Annotated in this window: 20 protein-coding genes and 3 pseudogenes; 19 read left to right on the top strand and 4 right to left on the bottom strand. The window is 53.1% G+C overall.

What is annotated here, in order from left to right; genetic code table 11:
* The 18 genes and pseudogenes from DOM57_RS22465 to DOM57_RS19945 all read left to right on the top strand — a co-directional run.
* Positions 1-169: pseudogene (locus DOM57_RS22465) on the top strand (IS3 family transposase); the annotation flags it as partial.
* A gap of 274 nt (positions 170-443) precedes the next feature.
* Positions 444-1,468 (top strand): annotated as a pseudogene (gene istA, locus DOM57_RS20020) (IS21 family transposase).
* Positions 1,465-2,244, top strand: coding sequence for an IS21-like element helper ATPase IstB (gene istB, locus DOM57_RS20015; protein ID WP_110651067.1), 780 nt, complete (start codon positions 1,465-1,467; stop codon positions 2,242-2,244). Before istA ends, istB begins: the two are co-directional and overlap by 4 nt.
* A 69-nt stretch (positions 2,245-2,313) precedes the next feature.
* A complete protein-coding gene (locus DOM57_RS20010) occupies positions 2,314-2,532 on the top strand; it encodes a PDDEXK family nuclease (protein WP_239496343.1) in 219 nt (72 codons plus the stop codon).
* Between the two features lie 11 nt (positions 2,533-2,543).
* Complete coding sequence (locus DOM57_RS22840) at positions 2,544-2,708, top strand: hypothetical protein (RefSeq protein WP_476707498.1); 165 nt, start codon at positions 2,544-2,546, stop codon at positions 2,706-2,708.
* A 3-nt stretch (positions 2,709-2,711) separates the two neighbouring features.
* Entirely contained in the window at positions 2,712-3,284 is a 573-nt protein-coding gene (locus DOM57_RS22835; RefSeq protein ID WP_476707497.1) for a JAB domain-containing protein, read from the top strand.
* On the top strand, positions 3,284-4,189 hold the full coding sequence (locus DOM57_RS20000) for a nitrilase family protein (protein ID WP_110651065.1): 906 nt from the start codon (positions 3,284-3,286) through the stop codon (positions 4,187-4,189). The genes DOM57_RS22835 and DOM57_RS20000 overlap by 1 nt, the downstream gene beginning before the upstream one ends.
* A 29-nt stretch (positions 4,190-4,218) precedes the next feature.
* Complete coding sequence (locus DOM57_RS19995; RefSeq protein ID WP_110651063.1) at positions 4,219-5,376, top strand: substrate-binding protein; 1,158 nt, start codon at positions 4,219-4,221, stop codon at positions 5,374-5,376.
* Positions 5,377-5,433: 57 nt separating this feature from the next.
* On the top strand, positions 5,434-6,270 hold the full coding sequence (locus DOM57_RS19990) for a branched-chain amino acid ABC transporter permease (RefSeq protein ID WP_110651061.1): 837 nt from the start codon (positions 5,434-5,436) through the stop codon (positions 6,268-6,270).
* A complete protein-coding gene (locus DOM57_RS19985) occupies positions 6,263-8,056 on the top strand; it encodes a branched-chain amino acid ABC transporter ATP-binding protein/permease (RefSeq protein ID WP_110651059.1) in 1,794 nt (597 codons plus the stop codon). Before DOM57_RS19990 ends, DOM57_RS19985 begins: the two co-directional genes overlap by 8 nt.
* Positions 8,053-8,760, top strand: a complete 708-nt coding sequence (locus DOM57_RS19980; protein ID WP_110651057.1) for an ABC transporter ATP-binding protein — start codon at positions 8,053-8,055, stop codon at positions 8,758-8,760. The genes DOM57_RS19985 and DOM57_RS19980 overlap by 4 nt, the downstream gene beginning before the upstream one ends.
* Positions 8,761-8,843: 83 nt before the next feature.
* A complete protein-coding gene (locus tag DOM57_RS19975; protein ID WP_110651056.1) occupies positions 8,844-9,530 on the top strand; it encodes an urease subunit beta in 687 nt (228 codons plus the stop codon).
* A gap of 3 nt (positions 9,531-9,533) precedes the next feature.
* Complete coding sequence (gene ureC / locus DOM57_RS19970) at positions 9,534-11,249, top strand: urease subunit alpha (protein WP_110651054.1); 1,716 nt, start codon at positions 9,534-9,536, stop codon at positions 11,247-11,249.
* Positions 11,250-11,261: 12 nt separating this feature from the next.
* A complete protein-coding gene (ureG, locus tag DOM57_RS19965; RefSeq protein ID WP_110651052.1) occupies positions 11,262-11,876 on the top strand; it encodes an urease accessory protein UreG in 615 nt (204 codons plus the stop codon).
* Complete coding sequence (locus DOM57_RS19960; protein ID WP_110651050.1) at positions 11,873-12,688, top strand: urease accessory protein UreD; 816 nt, start codon at positions 11,873-11,875, stop codon at positions 12,686-12,688. Before ureG ends, DOM57_RS19960 begins: the two co-directional genes overlap by 4 nt.
* A gap of 9 nt (positions 12,689-12,697) precedes the next feature.
* Positions 12,698-13,189: an urease accessory protein UreE gene (locus DOM57_RS19955; RefSeq protein WP_110651048.1), complete on the top strand. Its 492-nt coding sequence runs from the start codon at positions 12,698-12,700 to the stop codon at positions 13,187-13,189.
* Positions 13,182-13,895, top strand: a complete 714-nt coding sequence (locus DOM57_RS19950) for an urease accessory protein UreF (RefSeq protein WP_110651046.1) — start codon at positions 13,182-13,184, stop codon at positions 13,893-13,895. The genes DOM57_RS19955 and DOM57_RS19950 overlap by 8 nt, the downstream gene beginning before the upstream one ends.
* A 26-nt stretch (positions 13,896-13,921) precedes the next feature.
* Positions 13,922-15,466 carry an ABC transporter substrate-binding protein gene (locus DOM57_RS19945; protein WP_110651044.1) on the top strand — a complete coding sequence of 515 codons (1,545 nt, stop codon included), beginning with the start codon at positions 13,922-13,924 and terminating at the stop codon, positions 15,464-15,466.
* Positions 15,467-15,596: 130 nt separating this feature from the next.
* On the opposite strand, the pseudogene DOM57_RS19940 reads toward DOM57_RS19945, so the two are convergent.
* From DOM57_RS19940 to DOM57_RS19925, 4 genes and pseudogenes are all read right to left on the bottom strand, one after another.
* Positions 15,597-15,731, bottom strand: a pseudogene (locus DOM57_RS19940) (IS5/IS1182 family transposase); the annotation flags it as partial.
* A 39-nt stretch (positions 15,732-15,770) separates the two neighbouring features.
* Positions 15,771-17,372, bottom strand: coding sequence for an IS66 family transposase (tnpC, locus tag DOM57_RS19935; protein WP_110651042.1), 1,602 nt, complete (start codon positions 17,370-17,372; stop codon positions 15,771-15,773).
* Between the two features lie 116 nt (positions 17,373-17,488).
* Positions 17,489-17,770, bottom strand: a complete 282-nt coding sequence (gene tnpB, locus DOM57_RS19930) for an IS66 family insertion sequence element accessory protein TnpB (RefSeq protein ID WP_110651040.1) — start codon at positions 17,768-17,770, stop codon at positions 17,489-17,491.
* Complete coding sequence (locus DOM57_RS19925) at positions 17,767-17,976, bottom strand: hypothetical protein (protein ID WP_239496342.1); 210 nt, start codon at positions 17,974-17,976, stop codon at positions 17,767-17,769. Before DOM57_RS19925 ends, tnpB begins: the two co-directional genes overlap by 4 nt.
* Positions 17,977-18,102: 126 nt before the next feature.
* Here DOM57_RS19925 and DOM57_RS19920 point away from each other — a divergent pair, with 126 nt between their 5' ends.
* Positions 18,103-18,387 (top strand): hypothetical protein, encoded by a 285-nt coding sequence (locus DOM57_RS19920; RefSeq protein WP_239496341.1) that lies wholly within the window; start codon positions 18,103-18,105, stop codon positions 18,385-18,387.
* Positions 18,388-18,540 lie beyond the last annotated feature (153 nt).

Genomic DNA, 18,540 nt, shown 5'->3' with positions numbered 1-18,540 from the left:
GAGCGAGTGGATGCCCGCGATCGGCTATCTGTCAGCACAAGAGGCTTTACGAGATATCAGCTTCTATCTGATGGAGCGCTACAACCGACAGCGACCCCATCAGTACAACGGCGGCATGTCGCCCGCACGAGCGGAAGCAACACTCAATTCACTGTCCGGAATTAGTTGACCACTACAGAGCCCGTGGCGCGGGAGCTCTACCAAGAAGCCACAGGTCTGCCCCGATTGGAACAAGTCGGCATCATTCTCAACCACGGGGCGGGCTACTCTCCCGACTGCTTGGTGGACAGCAACGGTTTAGTGGAGATCAAAACCAAGCTGCCTAAGTACCAGGTCGAGCTACTGCTAGCCAACAAGTGTCATCGCCAATGTAAAGCTGACCCCCTGACGCCGAGGTAAATTTGACCCCTCTGGGCGAAGATGGTGGCTTTTGAGCCGCCGAGATGTTGACCCAGGAGCAGTCAGTGGAGATCAAAGTGTTGGCCCGTCAGGGGCATGGCATCAAGGCGATCGCCCGGGAGCTGGGGCTCTCGCGCAATACCGTCCGCAAGTACCTGCGGGGCGAGAAGGACTTGCCACGCTATAAGGCGCGAGCGCCGCGACCCGGCAAGCTCGACGCCTTCAAGCCCTATCTTCAGGGACGTATCGCAGCGGCCCGCCCGCACTGGATTCCGGCGACCGTGCTGATGCGTGAGATTCAGGCGCAAGGCTACGCCGGCGGCATCAGCCAGCTAAAGGCTTATCTGGCGCCCTTCAAGGGCCGACCGGAGGACCCGGTCGTGCGCTTCAAGACGCCGCCGGGCAAGCAGTTGCAGGTCGACTTCACCACGATCCGTCGCGGTCGCGAGCCGCTCAAGGCCTTCGTTGCGACACTCGGCTACAGCCGAGCGACCTTCGTGCGCTTCTCGACACGCGAGGACAGCGAGGCGTGGTTGACTGGCCTGCGTGAGAGGCGTTTGTCTATTTTGGCGGCGTCCCCGAAGAGGCGCTGTTCGATAACGCCGGCACCATCATTACCGAGCGCGACGCCTACGGTGACGGCCGGCATCGCTGGCATCCGGCCCTGGCGGCGCTGGCCGAGGAGTACGGCTTTCGCCCTCGGGTCTGTCGCCCCTACCGGGCCAAGACCAAGGGCAAGGTCGAGCGCTTCAACGGCTACCTCAAGGGCAGCTTCATCACGCCGTTGGCCGCCACGCTCAAGAGCGCCGGATTGATCCTGGACGTGCCGACGGCCAATGCCCACATCGGCCGCTGGCTCGATGAGATCGCCCATCAGCGGGTGCATGGCACCACCGGCGTGCCGCCGGCGATGCGACTGGCCGAGGAGCGCGGGGTCCTGTTACCGCTGCCGGCGCCGGCCACCAGCATCGTTCCGGTCCCGGCGTTGCGGTCAGGGCGCGCGCTACCGCATGAGAGCCTACAGCATCCCTTGTCGGTGTATGACCAGCTGTTGGAGGCCAGCCCATGAACTTGCAGCACGACCGCATCAGCGAGCTGTGCCAGGGCCTCAAGCTCGAACGCATCGGCAGCGATTGGTCGCACCTCGCGCAGCGGGCGGCCAACGGCGAGGCGAGCTTTGCCGACTTTCTCGAGACGTTGCTGAGCGCCGAAGCCGATGCCCGTGCCGAACGCTCGCGCCAGACGCTGTTGAAGATGGCCGCCTTCCCGGCGGTGAAGACCCTGGAGCAATACGACTTCGCCTTCGCTTCGGGAGCGCCGCGTGCGCAGCTTCAGGAACTGGCGGCACTCAGCTTCATCGAGCGCGCGGAGAACATCGTCCTGCTCGGCCCCAGCGGCGTGGGCAAGAGCCACCTGGCGATTGCGTTGGCCTACCGCGCCGTCATGGCGGGGATCAAGACGCGCTTCGTCAGCGCGGCCGACCTGATGCTGCAGCTCACGGCGGCACACCGCCAGGAGCGGCTCAGGGAGTACTTCAACCGCGTGGTGATGGGGCCGCGCCTGTTGGTGATCGATGAGATCGGCTACCTGCCCTTCGGGCGCGACGAGGCGAACCTGTTCTTCAACGTCGTTGCCAAGCGCTACGAGCGTGGCAGCATGATTCTGACCAGCAACCTGCCGTTCACGCAATGGGCCGGGACCTTTGCCGACGACCAGACACTGACGGCCGCGATGCTGGATCGGCTCTTGCACCACGCCCACATCGTGCAGATCACCGGCGAGAGCTACCGACTCAAGGACAAGCGCAGAGCCGGCACCACTCCTTCGGCAACGATAGCCGAATAACCGAGGGCCCAGGGGGGGCAATATTACTTCGGCGATTCAGAGCCAAAGGGGGGCACTTTTCAGTCGGCGTTGACAAACAAGCTACCCCAGGAGCATATCGCCCAATGCCAGGGTGGCCTGTGGGTCAGTGAGCGCGAGTGGATCGATTTCGTCAGCTTCTGGCCCGGCATGCCGCTGTTTATCAAGCGGGCCTACCGGGACGAGGTGATGATTCGCATCATCGCCGAGCGTGTCGAGGCGTTCTACGAAGAAATGGAGCGTCGCATGGCCATGGTCATGGCGGCTTGAGGAGTCAAATCATGAATCATCGCAAACTGACTGCCGGCGAGACCGCCGGCACCTATCGCATCACGGCGCTTGTCACCGAAGCGGAGCTCTTGAGCATTGCCAAAGCCTTTGCCCGCCGGCGGCTGGCCCGGGGCCGCAAGATCACACAGCCAGCGCTGGCATTCGAGTATCTGTAGATATTGCTGCAGGGCTACGAGCACGAAGTCTTCAGTGCCGTCTGCCTCGACAGTCAGCATCACGCGATTTGTTTTGAAGAGCTGTTCCGCGGCACCATTGACTCCGCCAGCGTCTATCCCCGCGAGGTGGTCAAGCAGGCCTTGGCCCATAACGCCGCCACAGTGATTCTGGTTCACAACCATCCTAGCGGCGATCCAGAGCCCAGCGACGCCGACCGGCAGATTACTCGTCCATGTCATGCCTCCTGTCGTCGTGGAGGCTCTATCGTGGCTCAACCACACCCAACGACGAAGTGCCAAAAAGAAGCACAGCACCAGCAGAGGTGCGCCTGCTTGGGGCGTTGTGGCTCTACGATGGTGCAAACAGTTGCGAAGGTGAGCCAAGCTCACCCAGCCATTCGCAAAAAAGTTAACAAAAACATGGGCATGAAATTATGGCACGCTTTTTGCTTAAACATGCTGTCTATAAAGCTAAGTGAATCATGGGGTGAATTTATGCAGCTGGTGAATTTAAGGTTCTTTATTTCCGACATTTCCGACTATCTTTATGTCATTAGAAAGAGGGGGGATGTCTAATGGCCCATGCTTCACCGCCTCTTTCCTTGTCTGCAACTAGTGAAGAGCCCGATGAAGGCAAATTAAAAGTTGCCTGCATACAATTCGAGCCAGAATTTGGTAATGTCGCCCTTAACATTCAGCGTAGTCTCGAGCTGATTGAGAAAGCAGCAGATGCCGGTAGCCGCATTGTTGTCTTACCTGAATTGTGTAATACCGGGTACGTATTTCAGTCACGAGCTGAGGTATTTGCTCTTGGGGAGCCGATTCCTGATGGCACCACAACCCAAGCATGGAGCGAGATCGCTGCACGCTTAGACATAATCCTTGTTGCAGGAATTGCAGAACGCGATGGTGATCGGCTTTATAACAGTGCAGTGATTATCGATCATACAGGTGTTTTGGGTGTATATCGTAAACTTCATTTATGGAGCGATGAAAATCTATATTTTGAACCTGGCAATCTTGGGGTGCCAGTTTTTAGTACACTTTACGGACGAATTAGTGTAGCGATCTGCTATGACGGTTGGTTTCCTGAGACGTTCCGTATAGCTGTAACTCAGGGCGCAGACATAGTCTGTGTCCCCACCAATTGGGTCCCTCTCCCTGAATCACAACCAGGTGACCAACCGATGGCTAATATCCTGCATATGGCTGCAGCTCACAGTAATTCCATTGTAATCGCATGTGCAGATAGGATTGGAGTTGAGCGTGGACAAGCTTTCTTGGGTCATAGCCTGATTATTAATCACACCGGCTGGGCGGTGGCTGGTCCAGCCAGTAGTGATAATGAGGAAATCTTAATTGGGGAGGTGGATCTTTCTGCGGCGCGGCGCGACCGAAGCCTAAATAAATTCAATCACCTGCTGCGAGATCGAAGAATGGATGTTTATGCCGAATTTCCTGGCCTAGATATCAATAGCTAGCCATAAAAGTTAATAAACTGAGGTGCCAGATGAACCTAATAAATCTTCTTTTTGGAATTGGGGTTGGGGTTAGCTTAGGAGCTTCAGCTTATGCTGCAGACCCTATCAAAATTGGAATCCCTGTGGGGCTTAGTGGTGCTAATAGTGTTGTTGCTCCTTCTGTCGTTCAGGCGTCTGAATTGGCGGTCGAAGAAATAAATTCTAAAGGAGGGGTGTTGGGGCGCTCATTACAGCTTGAAATCGCCGATGATGGATCGGGGGCTCAAGGCGCACAGCGAGCCTATGATAGCTTGGTCTTCCAAAAGGAAGTTGATGGTATAGTTGCGATGGAGACCACTGCTGCCAGAAACGCAGGCCTACCAATTGTCAATCGTGGAAGGGTTCCTCTCATTTACACATCGTTCTATGAAGGTCGTTCGTGTTCGCCGTGGATGTATATAAATGCTTGGGTTCCAGAGCAACAGGTTGCCCCGATTGTCGACCAGTTTATGTCCGAGTATGATGCTAAAAAGTTTTTCCTTATAGGTAGCGACTATGCTTTTGGTCGTGGTATGTTGAATTTTACTCGCGAGTATGTTGAAAGTAAGGGTGGGACCGTTGTGGGCGAGTCGTACTTGCCAATAGATGGTTCAGATTGGACAGCGATTATTTCACAGTTGCGCTCGGCCAATCCTGATGCATTGATCACTTCGACATCTGGTGGGGCACCTAACGTAACCCTTACTAGGCAACTTCGTGCAGCTGGAGTGACGATTCCTTATGGTAACTACGCTGTTGATGAAGGCACAGCGAAGAGCATGGGAGAAGATGCTGAAGGGATTTATATTGCTGCATCTTACATATCGAGCATTGACACACCAGAAAATAAGAAATTCCTTGAGGCAGTAGAGAAAAAATTCGGGGATGATGCTAAGACCCCGAATGAGTTATCTGTGCCTCAGTATGAAGCTATCTATGCATATGCTGCTGCTGTCGAAAAGGCCGGATCGACGAATCCAGTTGATGTCATTGATGCTCTAGGGGAGGTTACAGTTGATGGCCCTCGAGGTGCTATAACAATGGACAAACAGCATCATGCCGCCCTGACGATGTACTTGGGACGCGTTACTGGTGATGGTTCCGTAGAGGTCGTTAGGTCATTTGAAAATGTAGATCCGGGCGAACAGTGCCCTCAATTCGCTAACTGAAGGGCTTATGGCGCGGAACCTAAAAGATCCGCGCCAGTTGCTAGCAAGAGGTTTAATGTGGGTAGTGTAACCTTTGATGTCTTAACGACAGCGGCAATTCTTTTCGTAGTTTCGACTGGCCTTATGGTCATCCTTGGGGTAATGAAACTTTTAAACTTCGCCCATGGAGCTTTTCTCACTACAGGAGGGTATGTAGCTTACATGGCAGGGCTTGCTGGTGTTAGCCCTTGGTTGTCTATCCCTTTAGCAAGCATTTTGGGATTTTTATTTGGTTTAGTGGTCGAGAGAATAGTAATTAGGCCACTCTATCAAAGACCGCTAGACGCGATCTTGGCAACTTGGGGGCTGGGAATCGTGATTAGTCAGGTTTTTGCATTGACCTTCGGCCGAGGTGTTCAATTCGCACCATCGCCGCTTTCCGGCACTGTTGATTTTCTTGGAGTTGAGTATTCTGCGTATCGTTTAGCCATAGCGGCTATTGCCATACTGCTGGCGTTTGCTCTCATAGGATTGCTCAGTTTGACCCGATTTGGCCTTAATGCTCGCGCAGTAATCGTCAATGAGGATTTGGCTCGAGGTTTGGGCATTGATAGCACTAAAGTGCGATCTCTCACCTTTGGCCTTGGAGCAGGACTAGCGTGTGCGGCTGGGGCGCTAATCACCCCATTGCTCTCCGTCGATCCAAATATGGGGCTCCCCTGGCTAGTGAATAGCTTCATGCTGGTATTGGTTTCCGGTGTCTCATTTCCCAGCTTGCTGTTTGCTTCGCTAGTTCTTGGGGGAACTCAAGTCCTCGTTAGCACTTATGTTAGCCCAATCCTCGGAGGGATGACCATCGTGGTTCTTGCTGCCTTGATTCTTCGTTTAAATCCGAAGGGGTTTAGTCGTGCCTGACACCAACATTACAGTATCTCGCACCCATCGTGCTGCACTTATTGGTTGCCTAATTGGGCTGTGCGTGGTCGCAGTGGCACCTTTCACATTAGATATTTATTTGACTAATATCCTCATTCGCACTCTGCTTCTTGCAGCTGTGGTGATGACGGTCGATATACTTTGGGGGTATACAGGCATCCTGACGTTTGGCCAGTCTGCTTTCTTTGGTATCGGCGCTTACGCCTGTGGCCTAGTGTTTACCCATTATGGGTTTGGACCTGGCTGGGCATTTGCAGCGCTCGCTATTGCTTTAGGTGTGGCTGCTATCGTAGCAGCAGCAACTGGATGGTTAGCGTTCTTTCATGGTTCATCCCCTATTTACGCTTCCATAATCACATTAGCATTACCCATTGTGTTGACTCAGGTGATTTATTCGGGTGGTAGCTTTACCGGTTCGTCTAGTGGGCTTTCTGGCTTTCCAACTTACTTTTGGGATTTAAAAGTATGGTTTTGGATTGCTGGAGGTTTCCTCGTATTAACTACCACTGCAGGTTGGTTGCTGGTTCGCAGTGATTTTGGGCGGGTGCTCATAGCTATACGTGAGAATGAAGATCGCAGCGCCTACCTAGGTATACCGGTATCTCGCATTAAAACTATCTTGATGGTTTTTGCTGCAATGGTAGCATCTGCTGCGGGTTTTGCATACGCAGCCTTTTCAAACGTCGTTGCCCCGGAGTTGGTAGGGTTTCAACTTGGCACGGAACTATTGATTTGGACAGCATTGGGTGGGAGGGCTACTCTGCTCGGCCCTGTCTTTGCTGCTATCGGCATAGATACTATGTCTTCTTGGCTATCAGGGGCTATGCCGTTTCTTTGGAAACTACTAACAGGAGTCGGCTTTGTTGTAGTAATTGTGGCACTTCCTCGGGGACTGGCACCTCTACTGACTGCGCTCTGGCACCGATTTTGGCCTAAAAGTAACTCGATGTTTACTGAGGTTAAAATAACTCAGGCACCAGCATCGAGAATGTTGCGTGCATCTTTTGGCGATACGCCTCCTTTGCGCATAGAGCACTTATCACGTCGTTATGGAAGTTTGAAAGTTTTAAGTGACGTGAATCTTGTGGGGCATGGTACTGAGTTGCTGGGCGTTATTGGTCCTAATGGAGCCGGGAAGACCACTTTGATGCGTTGTATTAGCGATGGAAAAGAACGCACTGATGGCAGTATTCATATCAACAATGTTGAGATCGGTCGCTGCTCCCCGCAGCGAGTAGTAGGTCTAGGAGTTGGGCGTAGTTTTCAGAATACCAGCCTGTTCGATACGCTGACGGTGGCTGAATGTTTAAAATTAGCTCGCTATCGGCTAGACGGTGCTAAGTTATTTGATCGAGTTGATACAGTGGCACTGCCACAACCTGCTCTTGATATTCTGAAGGCAACAGGCCTGGACCAGAAACTGTCTAACGAAACTAGAAACCTTTCTCACGGTATGAAGCGTGGCTTGGAACTCGCTATGGTGTTAGCAACGGAACCTTCGGTACTGCTGCTGGATGAACCTACTGCAGGCTTGACTCGGCCAGAGCGAATGGCTATCGGAGAGGTCCTTACCCGACTGACTCGAGATTTTGGTCTGTGTATTATACTCATCGAGCATGATCTCGACTTCGTGCGCGCGATTAGTAATCGTGTGGTCGTACTGCACCAAGGTGCCATCTTGATGGAAGGAACGGTAGAGGAGGTCGTTGCATCAGATTTGGTTAAGGCTGTGTATGCCGGCCATCATGAAGAGGAGGTAGCATGAATGATGCGATTTTGAGTGTCCGCGACCTTAACAGTGGGTACGGTTCAGCCTCTGTACTACGGAATATTTCCTTGGATATAAAAAAGGGCGAGATTCTTACGATCCTAGGGAAGAATGGCATGGGTAAATCGACTTTACTCAATACCCTTATGGGGTTCGTGAGCCCTTTCAGCGGGAAGGTCATGCTGAATGACAAAGATGTTACAGATATTAAGCCTCACCTAATGGCGCGCAGTGGCGTAGCTCATACGCCGCAGGAGAATACACTGTTCCCCGATTTAACTGTCGAGGATAACTTGCGCCTCGGTGTTACTTCAGACCGGCTTTTTCAACAGCGCATATCTACTATTGAAACGATCTTTCCCCGCATTATCGAGCGCTTGAAACAAAGAGCAGGCACCCTGTCTGGAGGTGAGCAGAAAATGCTGCTGATGTCACGTGGCTTGGTCGCGCAACCACAGTTGATGTTTATAGATGAAGTTTCTGAAGGCCTTCAACCAGCAATGGTAGATCGTATGGCCGAAGTATTGATTCGGGCTCGTGATGAACTAGGTATTTCCGTTCTGTTGGTGGAGCAAAACCTCGATTTCGCATTGTCGGTCGCGAATCGCTTCATGATCTTAAAACTCGGCGAGTTTATTGAGCAGGGAGTGGTCGACGATCGCACCTCAGCCGAACATCTATCAGCCCACCTAGCAATCTGAGGAAATTTAACTGCTCTCCCCATAGTTGTCATAGGCTTAAGGAACAGTACTGGTGAATTCAAGCACGTTTAAAAGGTAGGGTAATGCGACTATTTCCGCGTGAAGCTGATCGACTTCTATTGTATCAGGCGGCAGAGCTGGCTCGAGCCCGCCACAGACGTGGCCTTTCCCTGAGCGAGCCTGAGGCTCGAGCTATCATTGCTGATGCTATATGCGAAGGTGCACGTGAGGGGGGAACTGTTTCTGATATGGTCTGCTTGGGATCAAGCTTATTAACTGAAGATGATGTGATGCCTGGAGTTGCTGAACGTCTTGACGTGCTTATGGTTGAGGCATTCTTTCCAGACGGTCAAAAGTTAATCTGTGTGCATGATCCCATTGGACCGGGAAAATCGACCGTCACCGAGCCTCCTAGGCCTCGCTGGCAGTTTGGCGATCGCCCCGTAGAGGTTAATGTAGAGCGTCCCACGCAAAGCTTGCTAGTTGAAAGTACCGCTGACCGGCCTATTCAGATCGGCTCGCATTACCACTTTTTTGAAGTGAACCCTACATTACATTTTGATCGTAAGGCAGCGTATGGTTTCCGTCTCGACATTCCTGCAGGAACTACCTTGCGCTTCGAGCCAGGTGACACACGTGTAGTTGATCTTGTGGCTATAGGTGGATGTCGGGCCGTCTACGGATTAGCAGGGCTGGTTAACGGGTCCTTGGATGACCCAGATATACGTACGGCCGCAATGTCTCGACTTGAAGCTTTTTTGCAGGAGTAATTCATGGCTAAAACAATTAATCGTTCAAGGTATGCCCAGCTGTATGGTCCAACTGTGGGGGATTGTGTCCGGCTGGGCGATACTGATCTTTGGGCAAAAGTAGAGCGTGATTACTGCGTTGGTGGTGATGAGTTAGTGTTTGGTGCTGGTAAAACAATGAGGGCTGGAACTGGCTGTGATGGTGCTTTGACTGCTGCTGATGGAGTGTTGGATCTGGTCATTACCAATGCACTGATAATAGACGCTGTTGTTGGTGTCATCAAGGCGGATATCGGCATTAAAAATGGCCGGATTGTAGGTGTCGGTAAAGCAGGTGATCCAAACATAATGGATGGTGTAACGGAAGGGCTTACTGTTGGCGTGAACACGGATGTGCGTGCTGCCGAGGGCTTAATTGTTACAGCAGGGGGGATTGATTGTCATGTTCATTTCATTGATCCTGGGCAAGTAGAGGAGGCCCTTTCTGCTGGGTTTACTACGTTGATGGGGGGGGGGCTTGGACCGACCACTGTTCCTATAGCTTCAACCGGTACCACTAACCTAGGGTATATGCTCCAAGCTGCTGAAGCTTTCCCAGTTAATTTTGGATTCATTGCAAAAGCAGCATCTCATACCGTCGAGCCTCTTCTTGAGCAGCTTGCAGCCGGCGCAGCTGGGCTTAAGATTCATGAAGATTGGGGGGCGGCCCCCACAGTCATTGATTCAGCGCTGAGAGCTGCTGAAATCGGTGGCGGCCAAATCCAGTTGCACACTGATACGCTGAACGAATCCGGATTTGTTGAGCATACGTTACGGGCCATTGCTGATCGGGGTATTCACGCATACCACGTAGAGGGTGCTGGTGGCGGGCATTCCCCCGATATCATCCGGATGTGCGGTAAGACAAATGTATTGCCTTCTTCGACCAATCCTACGAATCCTTTCACTATTAATACTTTTGACGAGCATTTTGATATGGCAATGACGAGTCATCATCTCAATCCTCGTCTGCCAGAAGATGTTGCGTTCGCGGAAAGCCGGATCCGCAAAGAGACCATCGGTGCGGAGGATGTGCTACACGATATCGGTGCTATTAGTGCAATAGGTTCGGATAGCCAAGGAATGGGGCGTGTTGGTGAAACTATTGCTCGATGCTGGCAGCTTGCCGACCACATGCGTGATCTAAGAGGCACTCTGGCTGAAGATCATGGAAGTCACGCAGATAATTTTCGTATTTGTCGATACATTGCAAAATACACTACGAATCCTGCCCGCATGTTTGGTATTGACGCTGATGTAGGCTCGATTGAGCCGGGCAAGCTAGCCGATCTTGTTTTCTGGAAGCCGGACAGTTTCGGCGCCAAACCTGAACTAGTAATGAAGTCAGGTTTTCCTGTATGGGCTCCTTTGGGGGAGGCGAATGCGTCCTTAATGAACTGCGAGCCGCTTCGCTACCGACCTATGTGGGGTTATTTTGGACGTGCTCCTCAGTCATTGGGTGTACGTTTTGTGGCCCCAGTTGCGATTACAGCGGGTATAGCCCAACGACTAGATCTAAAGTCGGTTCTGGTTCCCGTGGCCGATACACGCGGGGTGACTAAAAAAGATATGTTGCTGAACAACACCGTGCCTGCTATTACGATCGACCCAGAGACCTTTCGTGTCTTTATCAACGATCAACTCATCGACAGCACTCCGATAGCACGAGTAGCGCTGGGCCAGTCATATATGCTGAAGTGAGGAACTTATTTTATGCCCGCAGTACGTTTGGGTTTTGGAGGTCCAGTCGGCAGTGGGAAAACACGCTTGGTCGAGCGTTTACTCCCTTTTTTTTCGTCGCATGGAATATCTGTTGCAGTCATTACAAACGATCTTGTTACCCATGAAGATGCGGAGCGCGTCAAACGCTCAGGTTTAATTGATCCCGAGCGAGTATTAGGGGTTGAGAGTGGAGCCTGCCCACACACTGCCATTCGTGAGGATCCTTCTGTGAATATTGAAGCCACAAAATGGCTTGAGCAGCGCTTCCAGCCTGATGTAATTATCATTGAGAGCGGTGGCGACAATCTTGCCGCTACCTTTTCAAGTGAGCTCATTGATTGGTGGGCTTTTGTCATCGATGTTGCTGGCGGAGATGATATTCCCCGTAAAAGAGGATTAGGTGTCCTGCGTGCAGACTTATTAGTGGTTAATAAAGTAGATCTGGCACCGCACGTGGATGCTGACCTAGAACGTATCAGTGCAGACGTAGCAGCAGCGCGCCCTGAACGAGCCTCTCTTTATACAGACCTTCGTAGTGGACAAGGTGTGAAGGCCGTATTTGATGAGATTGTTCATAGTGCACTTTTTGGGCGTTTTCCCGGATGAACAACGGACTGTTATCGTTACGTTTTTCTCTCGATAGGCATGGGCGTACGAGAATGGTGGAACGTAAGCAACGTTATCCTTTGACGACCACCGCAGTATTACCGATGGAGTCTGAGCTTGGTGCTCTGGTCTACACGCACAACGCAGCGGGATCAGTTTTTGGGGGCGATCGGCTTCACACGAACCTGCACCTCGGGAATGATGCAGCTATGTGTTTATCCACGCCATCGGCGACACGGTTGCAAGGGGAGGGGTTATCTGTACAAACGACAAATATTGAATTGAGTTCAGGAGCCTATTTCGAATCTATTCCAGATATGCTTATCCCACATCCAAAAGCCGAATACCGACAGCAAACAAGCATTAACCTGTCTGATGGGGCGGAAGCAATCCTTGCGGAAAGTTTAGCTCCTGGAAGAGTCGCCAGGGGGGAGAAGAATATCTACAACACTGTTTCGACGCGGCTAGAGGCTAGTTTTAGAGGTCAAACAATTCTGGTTGATGCCTCCACTTTCCGACCCCAGGAAGCTAGCCCAACATTAGAGGGAGCGTTGGCATCGGGTGGCTATGTCGGGACACTAATAATTTTGACTCAAAATGGCGACCAAGAAAAGCTAGCTGCAGAGGTTAGCGCTCGTTTGGAAAAACTTCCGGGAGTGTATGGAGGAGCAGCGGTTCTTGCATCAGGTTATGGTGCCATATCACGTTTCTTGGCTGAAAACGCGCCTGCCTTGCGAATCGCAACGCAGGTCGCGTGGAATGCTGCGCGATATCACATTCGGGGGCGTCCCGCGCCACAATTAAGGAAATAAAGGCGAGCTATGCTTTTAGTACATAAAATTTCAGGTCATTGCGAGGATAAGGCTTTCGCCGGGCGTTACCAAGATCGATTATGGATATCTGCTGCAGACGCAGGACGCCGTCGGTTGCGCATTACCAGTGAGGGGGGGGAGACAGTAGGTATCGATCTACCGCACCCAAATTGGTTATGTGAAGGTGCCGTCCTGCATGACGATGGTAGAAGAATTATCGTTGTGGCACGCCGTCCTGAGCTAGTGATGGTTATAGCGTTAGGAACGATAAACCCTGAGATGGCTTTCCGTATCGGTCACGCTTTAGGAAATCGACATAGTCCTGCTGAATTGCGTAATAATGAAATCTTGGTTCCTGTAACTGACTCCCCCGATCTTACTGCACGGCCAGTTTTAACCCTTGGTATTCCTGATATCACGCTTCGTTTTGAAGAAAGGGCTTTTGCTGCTGGTGAGCCACCAAATGGTGTTGCGGCCGTACATGAGCACCACCATGACTGAATATTCCTTCGCTGATCGTGCTGGCCCGTTGCTGGCACTAATGCAGCTTTCTGATTCGGCTTTACCTATTGGGAGACATGCACACGCCTTTGGATTAGAACGATTATTTCGAGATGGGCGCGTGGATACCCCTTGTGCGCTCCACAGCATGATTGTATCGGCCTTAATTCAAGGTACCGCTAGAGCGGACGGCGCAGCCACTGCATTGGCTCACGATGCCCTTACGGCTAATGACCTCCAGAAATTGGCCACTGTTGATGCCCGACTTGACCTTCTAAAGTTGACAGGACCGGCTCAAGCGGCATCGCGCCGTTGTGGAAGTAGGCTGGCGGCATTAGCCCCATCAGTCCATTCCAATCCCATACTTGCAGGTTACGTTGCTGAAGTAGCAAGCAAGGTTACCCCTGGTCATCTGGCTGTTGTGTCTGGAACAATTGCCTCGGCGGCCGGCATCAGCCGGGAAGATGCTGTGTTACTAGAATTAAGAGGTGTTGCCACGATGATACTGTCTGCGGCCGTGCGGCTGGATGTCATTCCCGCTACAGCTGCTCAGGCAATGTTGGTGGAAATTTCACCAGAGGTTATCAAAGCTGCTGATATAGCTCTCAGTACTAAACTTGATGAAATGGAATGCAGTGCAGCAGCAGGGCTTGAAATCGCAGCAATGCGCCATGCTCGAGATCATGGCCGTCTATTTGCTACATAAAACAAGATAATTACGGGGTTATATGTATGAATGAAAACCGGATTCTGCGCGTTGCTCTTGATTGGTCCGTGGATGAGATTGATCCACCGCGGTCTTTTGGAGGGTGGAATACAGGAAGGGTGGTTCAGCAAACCCATGAAAGCTTGTTTGAAGATGATTTTAATGAAATACCTGATAGTTTCGGTGCGCCTACAAAAATCATACCTAGGCTTGCATCTAGTTGTGAGGTGACGAACGATTATAGTCGGTACATTTTTCGTATTAGGGATGGGGTGAAATTTCATGACGGGACGCCGCTCAATGCAGAGGCCGTAGTTATCAACTATGAACGTATGTGTTGCCCTGGCTCTCCTTTTTATTCGCACGCCGTTGCTGACTTCAATCGCGCTGGAGTTGGGCTGGTCAAAGAGGTAAGAGCAGTAGATGAGATGACTGTTGAGTTCAACCTATCCGAACCGAACCCGGAATTTTTACGGTACATGACACAAGAAGACGCACCTGGTGCTCAGTCATTAATCAGTCCGGAAGCTATTCGGAGGTTTGGTCCCGATGGTTGTGCCGACCAGGCTCCAGGTACCGGCGCGTTTCAATTCCACCGTCGTTTTGAGACTGAAGGTGGCTCTGCCGTGGAGTTGAGGCGTAACGATGAATATTGGTTTGGCCCTCCGCAGATTGAAGGCATTCAATATTTGCCTTTCCCTGATCTTGAGGCGCGCGTACAAGCCTTAGTTGATGGTAGAGTAGACTTTGCTTATAGTCTTGAAGGGGCGGATCTTGAAGACTTGGCTGCGCGGGGGTTCAGTGTGCCCGAGTTTTCGCCTCCCTACCTTTGGTATTTGGTATTCAATCAGCGTGACCCTCGCATATCAGATCTACGCATACGTCACGCTATCGCGTACGCTATAGATCGGGAAGCTTTGTGCGAAGAATTGTTTCCAGGCGCTGCTGTTCCCGCTTGTAGTGCGATCCCCCCTGGAGCCCCATCCCATGACAAAAATGCATTAGAAAGATATCCCTATGATCCCGAACTAGCTAGGAAACTCTTGGCAGATGCTGGAATCGAGAATGGTTGCGTTCTTCAGGTAGAAGCCGCTCAGGCAGGTTCTGCTCAACTTAACCCGGGGGCCATTTACGATAGAATTTCTCAAGATCTGGCAAGAGTTGGTATTCAGTTAGATATAAAACTCCATCCAGATTGGGTCACATACTGTAATCAATGGCGTGAGGGGGCCCCAGCTGATATTTCTTTCAGTGAAATGAGTTGGGGGATGTCATGTGACCTATGGCTATTGCAAGTGTTGCATGGATCAAATAAATCTCCTTATGGTTTCAATGCTGGGTATAATAATGATTCGGAGCTCGATGAGTTGTTAGATCGTGCGCGTAAGGAGTGTGTATCGTCTGAAAGAACCACGTTGTATCGAGAAGCTGATGCTTTAATAATGGAGCGGCTTCCTATCCTTCCCCTCTTTACATCACGGCGCGGCATGATTGCCTACTCTCAAAGGTTACAGGGGCTTACGGTTATCAATCAGTGTTGGCAAGACTTTCGCCACGTCCGCTTAAAATAGTGTACTATCTTCGGGTCCCGGGTTATTAATTGCCCGCTTAGTAAATAGCCCAAGTTGTTTGGTCTGCCATTCTTTCATCGCTGCACCGTCAACACCCATTGCAGCGATGAAAGATTAACAAGCTAAGAATCTATCCGTAAATAATCTTTACCGTAAGAGGAACCTTCCTAAAAGCGATAATGGCGGCAGCCAACTGGTTAAGGGCGCGAAAGCTGCGTTCCAGTTTTTCGTAACGAACCAGGACCTTGCGAAACCGGTTGAACCAACGTAAACGATCCACGAACCCCACCTGTACCGATCTGACTCAGGCTGGCAGAGTCTCTTTCCACTGCCAGGGCAGCAGCGCGTCAAGCTCGTCATCTTCACCGAGCGTCGGCAGGGTCTCGAACACGAACTGCAGGTAGTCGTAGGGCGAGAGGCCGTTGGCCTTGGCCGTCTCGATCAGGCTGTAGATCGCCGCACTGGCGTGAGCACCGCTCGGCGTATGACTGAACAGCCAGTTCTTGCGGCCCACCACGAAGGGCCGGATGGCGTTCTCGGCCGGGTTGTTGTCCAGCGGGATCAGGCCGTCGTCGAGGAAGCGCGTCAGGCGTTCCCACTGACCGTGCAGATAGTGCAACGCCTTGCCCAAGGCACTCTTTGGCAGCACCTGATTGACCGACTTATCGAGCCAGGTGCGCAGTTGAGTAATCAACGGACGGCTCTTCTGGTCCCGCAGCGCCTGGCGCGCCTCCGACGCCAGTGCCTTGGCCTGCTTTTCCACGGCGTAGAGCTTGCGGATCTGGTTGAGCGCCCAGTCGGCCTTACCGGTCTTGCCCTTGGGCTGCACCGTCTGCGCTTCGACGAACTTGCGCCGCGCATGCGCCCAGCAGCCGGCATGGGTGATGCCGTTGCGGCGTACTACTTCGGCGTAACCTTCGTAGCCATCGGTGACCAGGCGACCGGTATAGTCACCCAGCAGGCGCACGGGGACGCGACCGGATCGGCTGACGTCGTAGTCGAACAGTACGATCTGTTGGCCCGGTGGGCCGCCGCGCTGCAGCCACATGTAGGATGGCGAACTCGCCGCTCGGTCGGCTTCCTGATTGACCTGTAGCGTGGTCTCGTCCATATGGATCAGTGGCGCTTGAAGCAGGTGCCGGCGTAGCGCCTCGATCAACGGCGTGACTCGCTGACCCGCCTGGACCATCCAGCGGGCCAGGGTATTACGCGGGATCTCGGCACCGTGCCGAGCAAAGATCTGGCTCTGCCGATAGAGCGGCAAGGCATCCTGATACTTGGCGGTGGCCACATAGGCCAGCAGCGTGGCACTGGCGTTACTCTTGGGCAGCAACTTGGCCGGTGCCGGAGCGATCTGCACGCCTTCCTCGCAGGCCGGGCAAGCGTACTGGCGACGCACATGACGAATGACTTCGATCCGTGCCGGTACGACGTGCAGCTCTTCGCAGACCTCCTCGCCGATGACCTTGAGTTCGCTACCGTCCTCGTCGCAGTGGCGAGAGGCCTCGGGCAGTTCATGGACGACCTCGACACGCGGCAGCTCGGGCGGCAAGGCAACACGACCGCCGCGAGTGCGGCGTTGGGTCGGTGCCGGTTCGCCAGCCAGCGACGCGTCAGTCGACGTGGTGTCGTCTTCGTCAGCAGCCTCTTCCTCATCATCCACGGCCACTTCGGCTTCGTTGATGAGCAGATCGCCTTGCTCGACACGGTACTTCTCGGTGGAGGGACCGAACTGACGCTCGATGGCCAGCCGGAACTGTTCGAAGAGCGATTGCTTGGCGGCTTCCCACTGGGCTTCCTTCTTCGCCATCAGGCGATGAAGCTGGGCGATCTCCTCTTGCTGGGACTGCACTTGGCGCTGCAGCCGAGAGACCGTATCGGGTGACGAGGAAACCGAGGATGTCATGCGGTCATTTTACCAAAACCGCCAGGAATCGGCAGCAAAATGTCAGCCAACCGATTGAAAATCAAGCGCCTTGTGCGGCTGCATGGCATTGATGTCGTAGCCATCGAGCAGCCAGTTCAATGCCTGCCCGAGAGGGTGACGGTGTCACCTTCCAGGCGATCTGGCCACTTGAAGCGCTCGCGCTCCAGGCGCTTGTACCAGACCACGAAGCCGTTGCGTTCCCAGAACAAGAGCTTGATCTTGTCGCGCTGACGGTTGCCGAACACGAACACCGCCGCCTCGAAAGGGTTGAGTGCCATGGCCTCCTGGACCAGCAGTGCCAGGCCATCGATCTGCTTGCGCATATCGACCGGCTCGCGGCAGAGATAGACCCGCAGGTCGGTAGCCGGCCGGATCATGGCGCCACCTTCACGGCAACAAAGCGCATCGGCCGATGCCTCGGCGGCACAGCAATCGCCTGAACCCGCAGCCGTTGTTCCCAGGCCAGCAGTTCTGTCAACGCCAGCCGTTGCTCTTTGGCATACTCACCCAGCGCCAGTTGACGAGACGAAGCATGGAATAGATGGCCCAGCCAGAAGGCCTGGGTCGAGGTCAGCTCGTTCATGATGTCCTCTGTCAGTGAAAGACATCAGTCTGCGGATGATACGTCGGACCGAGAAGATGGGGTTTATGGAGCGCTTACGCTCCGACCGAGGCCGATATCAAGGCCTGGAAGCAGGAGCGCACCCAGGTGCGTAAGCAGCACAAAGCCAAGGTCGCCAACTTCGAGACCCGCCTGAACGATGCCGTGGATGCGCTCGACGAACCCGCCGCTGCCGAGCTGGTCGGCACCATTCTGCACAATGATCTGAAGGGGATTCTCGAACGCTATATCCGCCAGCAGCGCCAGCAAGTGATCGCCGCCTTCGAGACGTGGTGGGACAAATATCGCGTGACACTGGCCGATATCGAAGCCGAGCGGGATGCCGCCGCCCAAGAGCTGCAGCAGTATCTGGAGGGGCTGGGGTATGTCTGAGTGGGCTTACACGCGCATCAGAGACCTGCTGGAGACCAGCTATGCTGGCGACTGGGGGACAACTCCTTTACCGGGAAATGCTCGTATCTTACGGGCGACGGATATTGACTCCGACGGACGGATAAATGGGCAAGGGGCGGCGGTCTCAAGTTC

The sequence above is a fragment of the Salinicola peritrichatus genome (genome assembly GCF_003206715.1).
GTDB lineage: Bacteria > Pseudomonadota > Gammaproteobacteria > Pseudomonadales > Halomonadaceae > Salinicola > Salinicola peritrichatus.
The sequence above is the reverse complement of the archived record's forward strand: the minus strand, read 5'-3'. Positions and strand labels throughout refer to the sequence as shown.

What these genes read in the sequence shown, in the direction of transcription:
- istB (WP_110651067.1), top strand. Translation starts at nt 1,465, where the DNA reads ATGAACTTGCAGCACGACCGCATCAGCGAGCTGTGCCAGGGCCTCAAG.
- DOM57_RS22840 (WP_476707498.1), top strand. Translation starts at nt 2,544, where the DNA reads ATGAATCATCGCAAACTGACTGCCGGCGAGACCGCCGGCACCTATCGC.
- DOM57_RS20000 (WP_110651065.1), top strand. Translation starts at nt 3,284, where the DNA reads ATGGCCCATGCTTCACCGCCTCTTTCCTTGTCTGCAACTAGTGAAGAG.
- DOM57_RS19995 (WP_110651063.1), top strand. Translation starts at nt 4,219, where the DNA reads ATGAACCTAATAAATCTTCTTTTTGGAATTGGGGTTGGGGTTAGCTTA.
- DOM57_RS19980 (WP_110651057.1), top strand. Translation starts at nt 8,053, where the DNA reads ATGAATGATGCGATTTTGAGTGTCCGCGACCTTAACAGTGGGTACGGT.
- DOM57_RS19975 (WP_110651056.1), top strand. Translation starts at nt 8,844, where the DNA reads ATGCGACTATTTCCGCGTGAAGCTGATCGACTTCTATTGTATCAGGCG.
- ureC (WP_110651054.1), top strand. Translation starts at nt 9,534, where the DNA reads ATGGCTAAAACAATTAATCGTTCAAGGTATGCCCAGCTGTATGGTCCA.
- ureG (WP_110651052.1), top strand. Translation starts at nt 11,262, where the DNA reads ATGCCCGCAGTACGTTTGGGTTTTGGAGGTCCAGTCGGCAGTGGGAAA.
- DOM57_RS19960 (WP_110651050.1), top strand. Translation starts at nt 11,873, where the DNA reads ATGAACAACGGACTGTTATCGTTACGTTTTTCTCTCGATAGGCATGGG.
- DOM57_RS19955 (WP_110651048.1), top strand. Translation starts at nt 12,698, where the DNA reads ATGCTTTTAGTACATAAAATTTCAGGTCATTGCGAGGATAAGGCTTTC.
- DOM57_RS19950 (WP_110651046.1), top strand. Translation starts at nt 13,182, where the DNA reads ATGACTGAATATTCCTTCGCTGATCGTGCTGGCCCGTTGCTGGCACTA.
- DOM57_RS19945 (WP_110651044.1), top strand. Translation starts at nt 13,922, where the DNA reads ATGAATGAAAACCGGATTCTGCGCGTTGCTCTTGATTGGTCCGTGGAT.
- tnpC (WP_110651042.1), bottom strand. Translation starts at nt 17,372, where the DNA reads ATGACATCCTCGGTTTCCTCGTCACCCGATACGGTCTCTCGGCTGCAG.
- tnpB (WP_110651040.1), bottom strand. Translation starts at nt 17,770, where the DNA reads ATGATCCGGCCGGCTACCGACCTGCGGGTCTATCTCTGCCGCGAGCCG.
- DOM57_RS19925 (WP_239496342.1), bottom strand. Translation starts at nt 17,976, where the DNA reads ATGAACGAGCTGACCTCGACCCAGGCCTTCTGGCTGGGCCATCTATTC.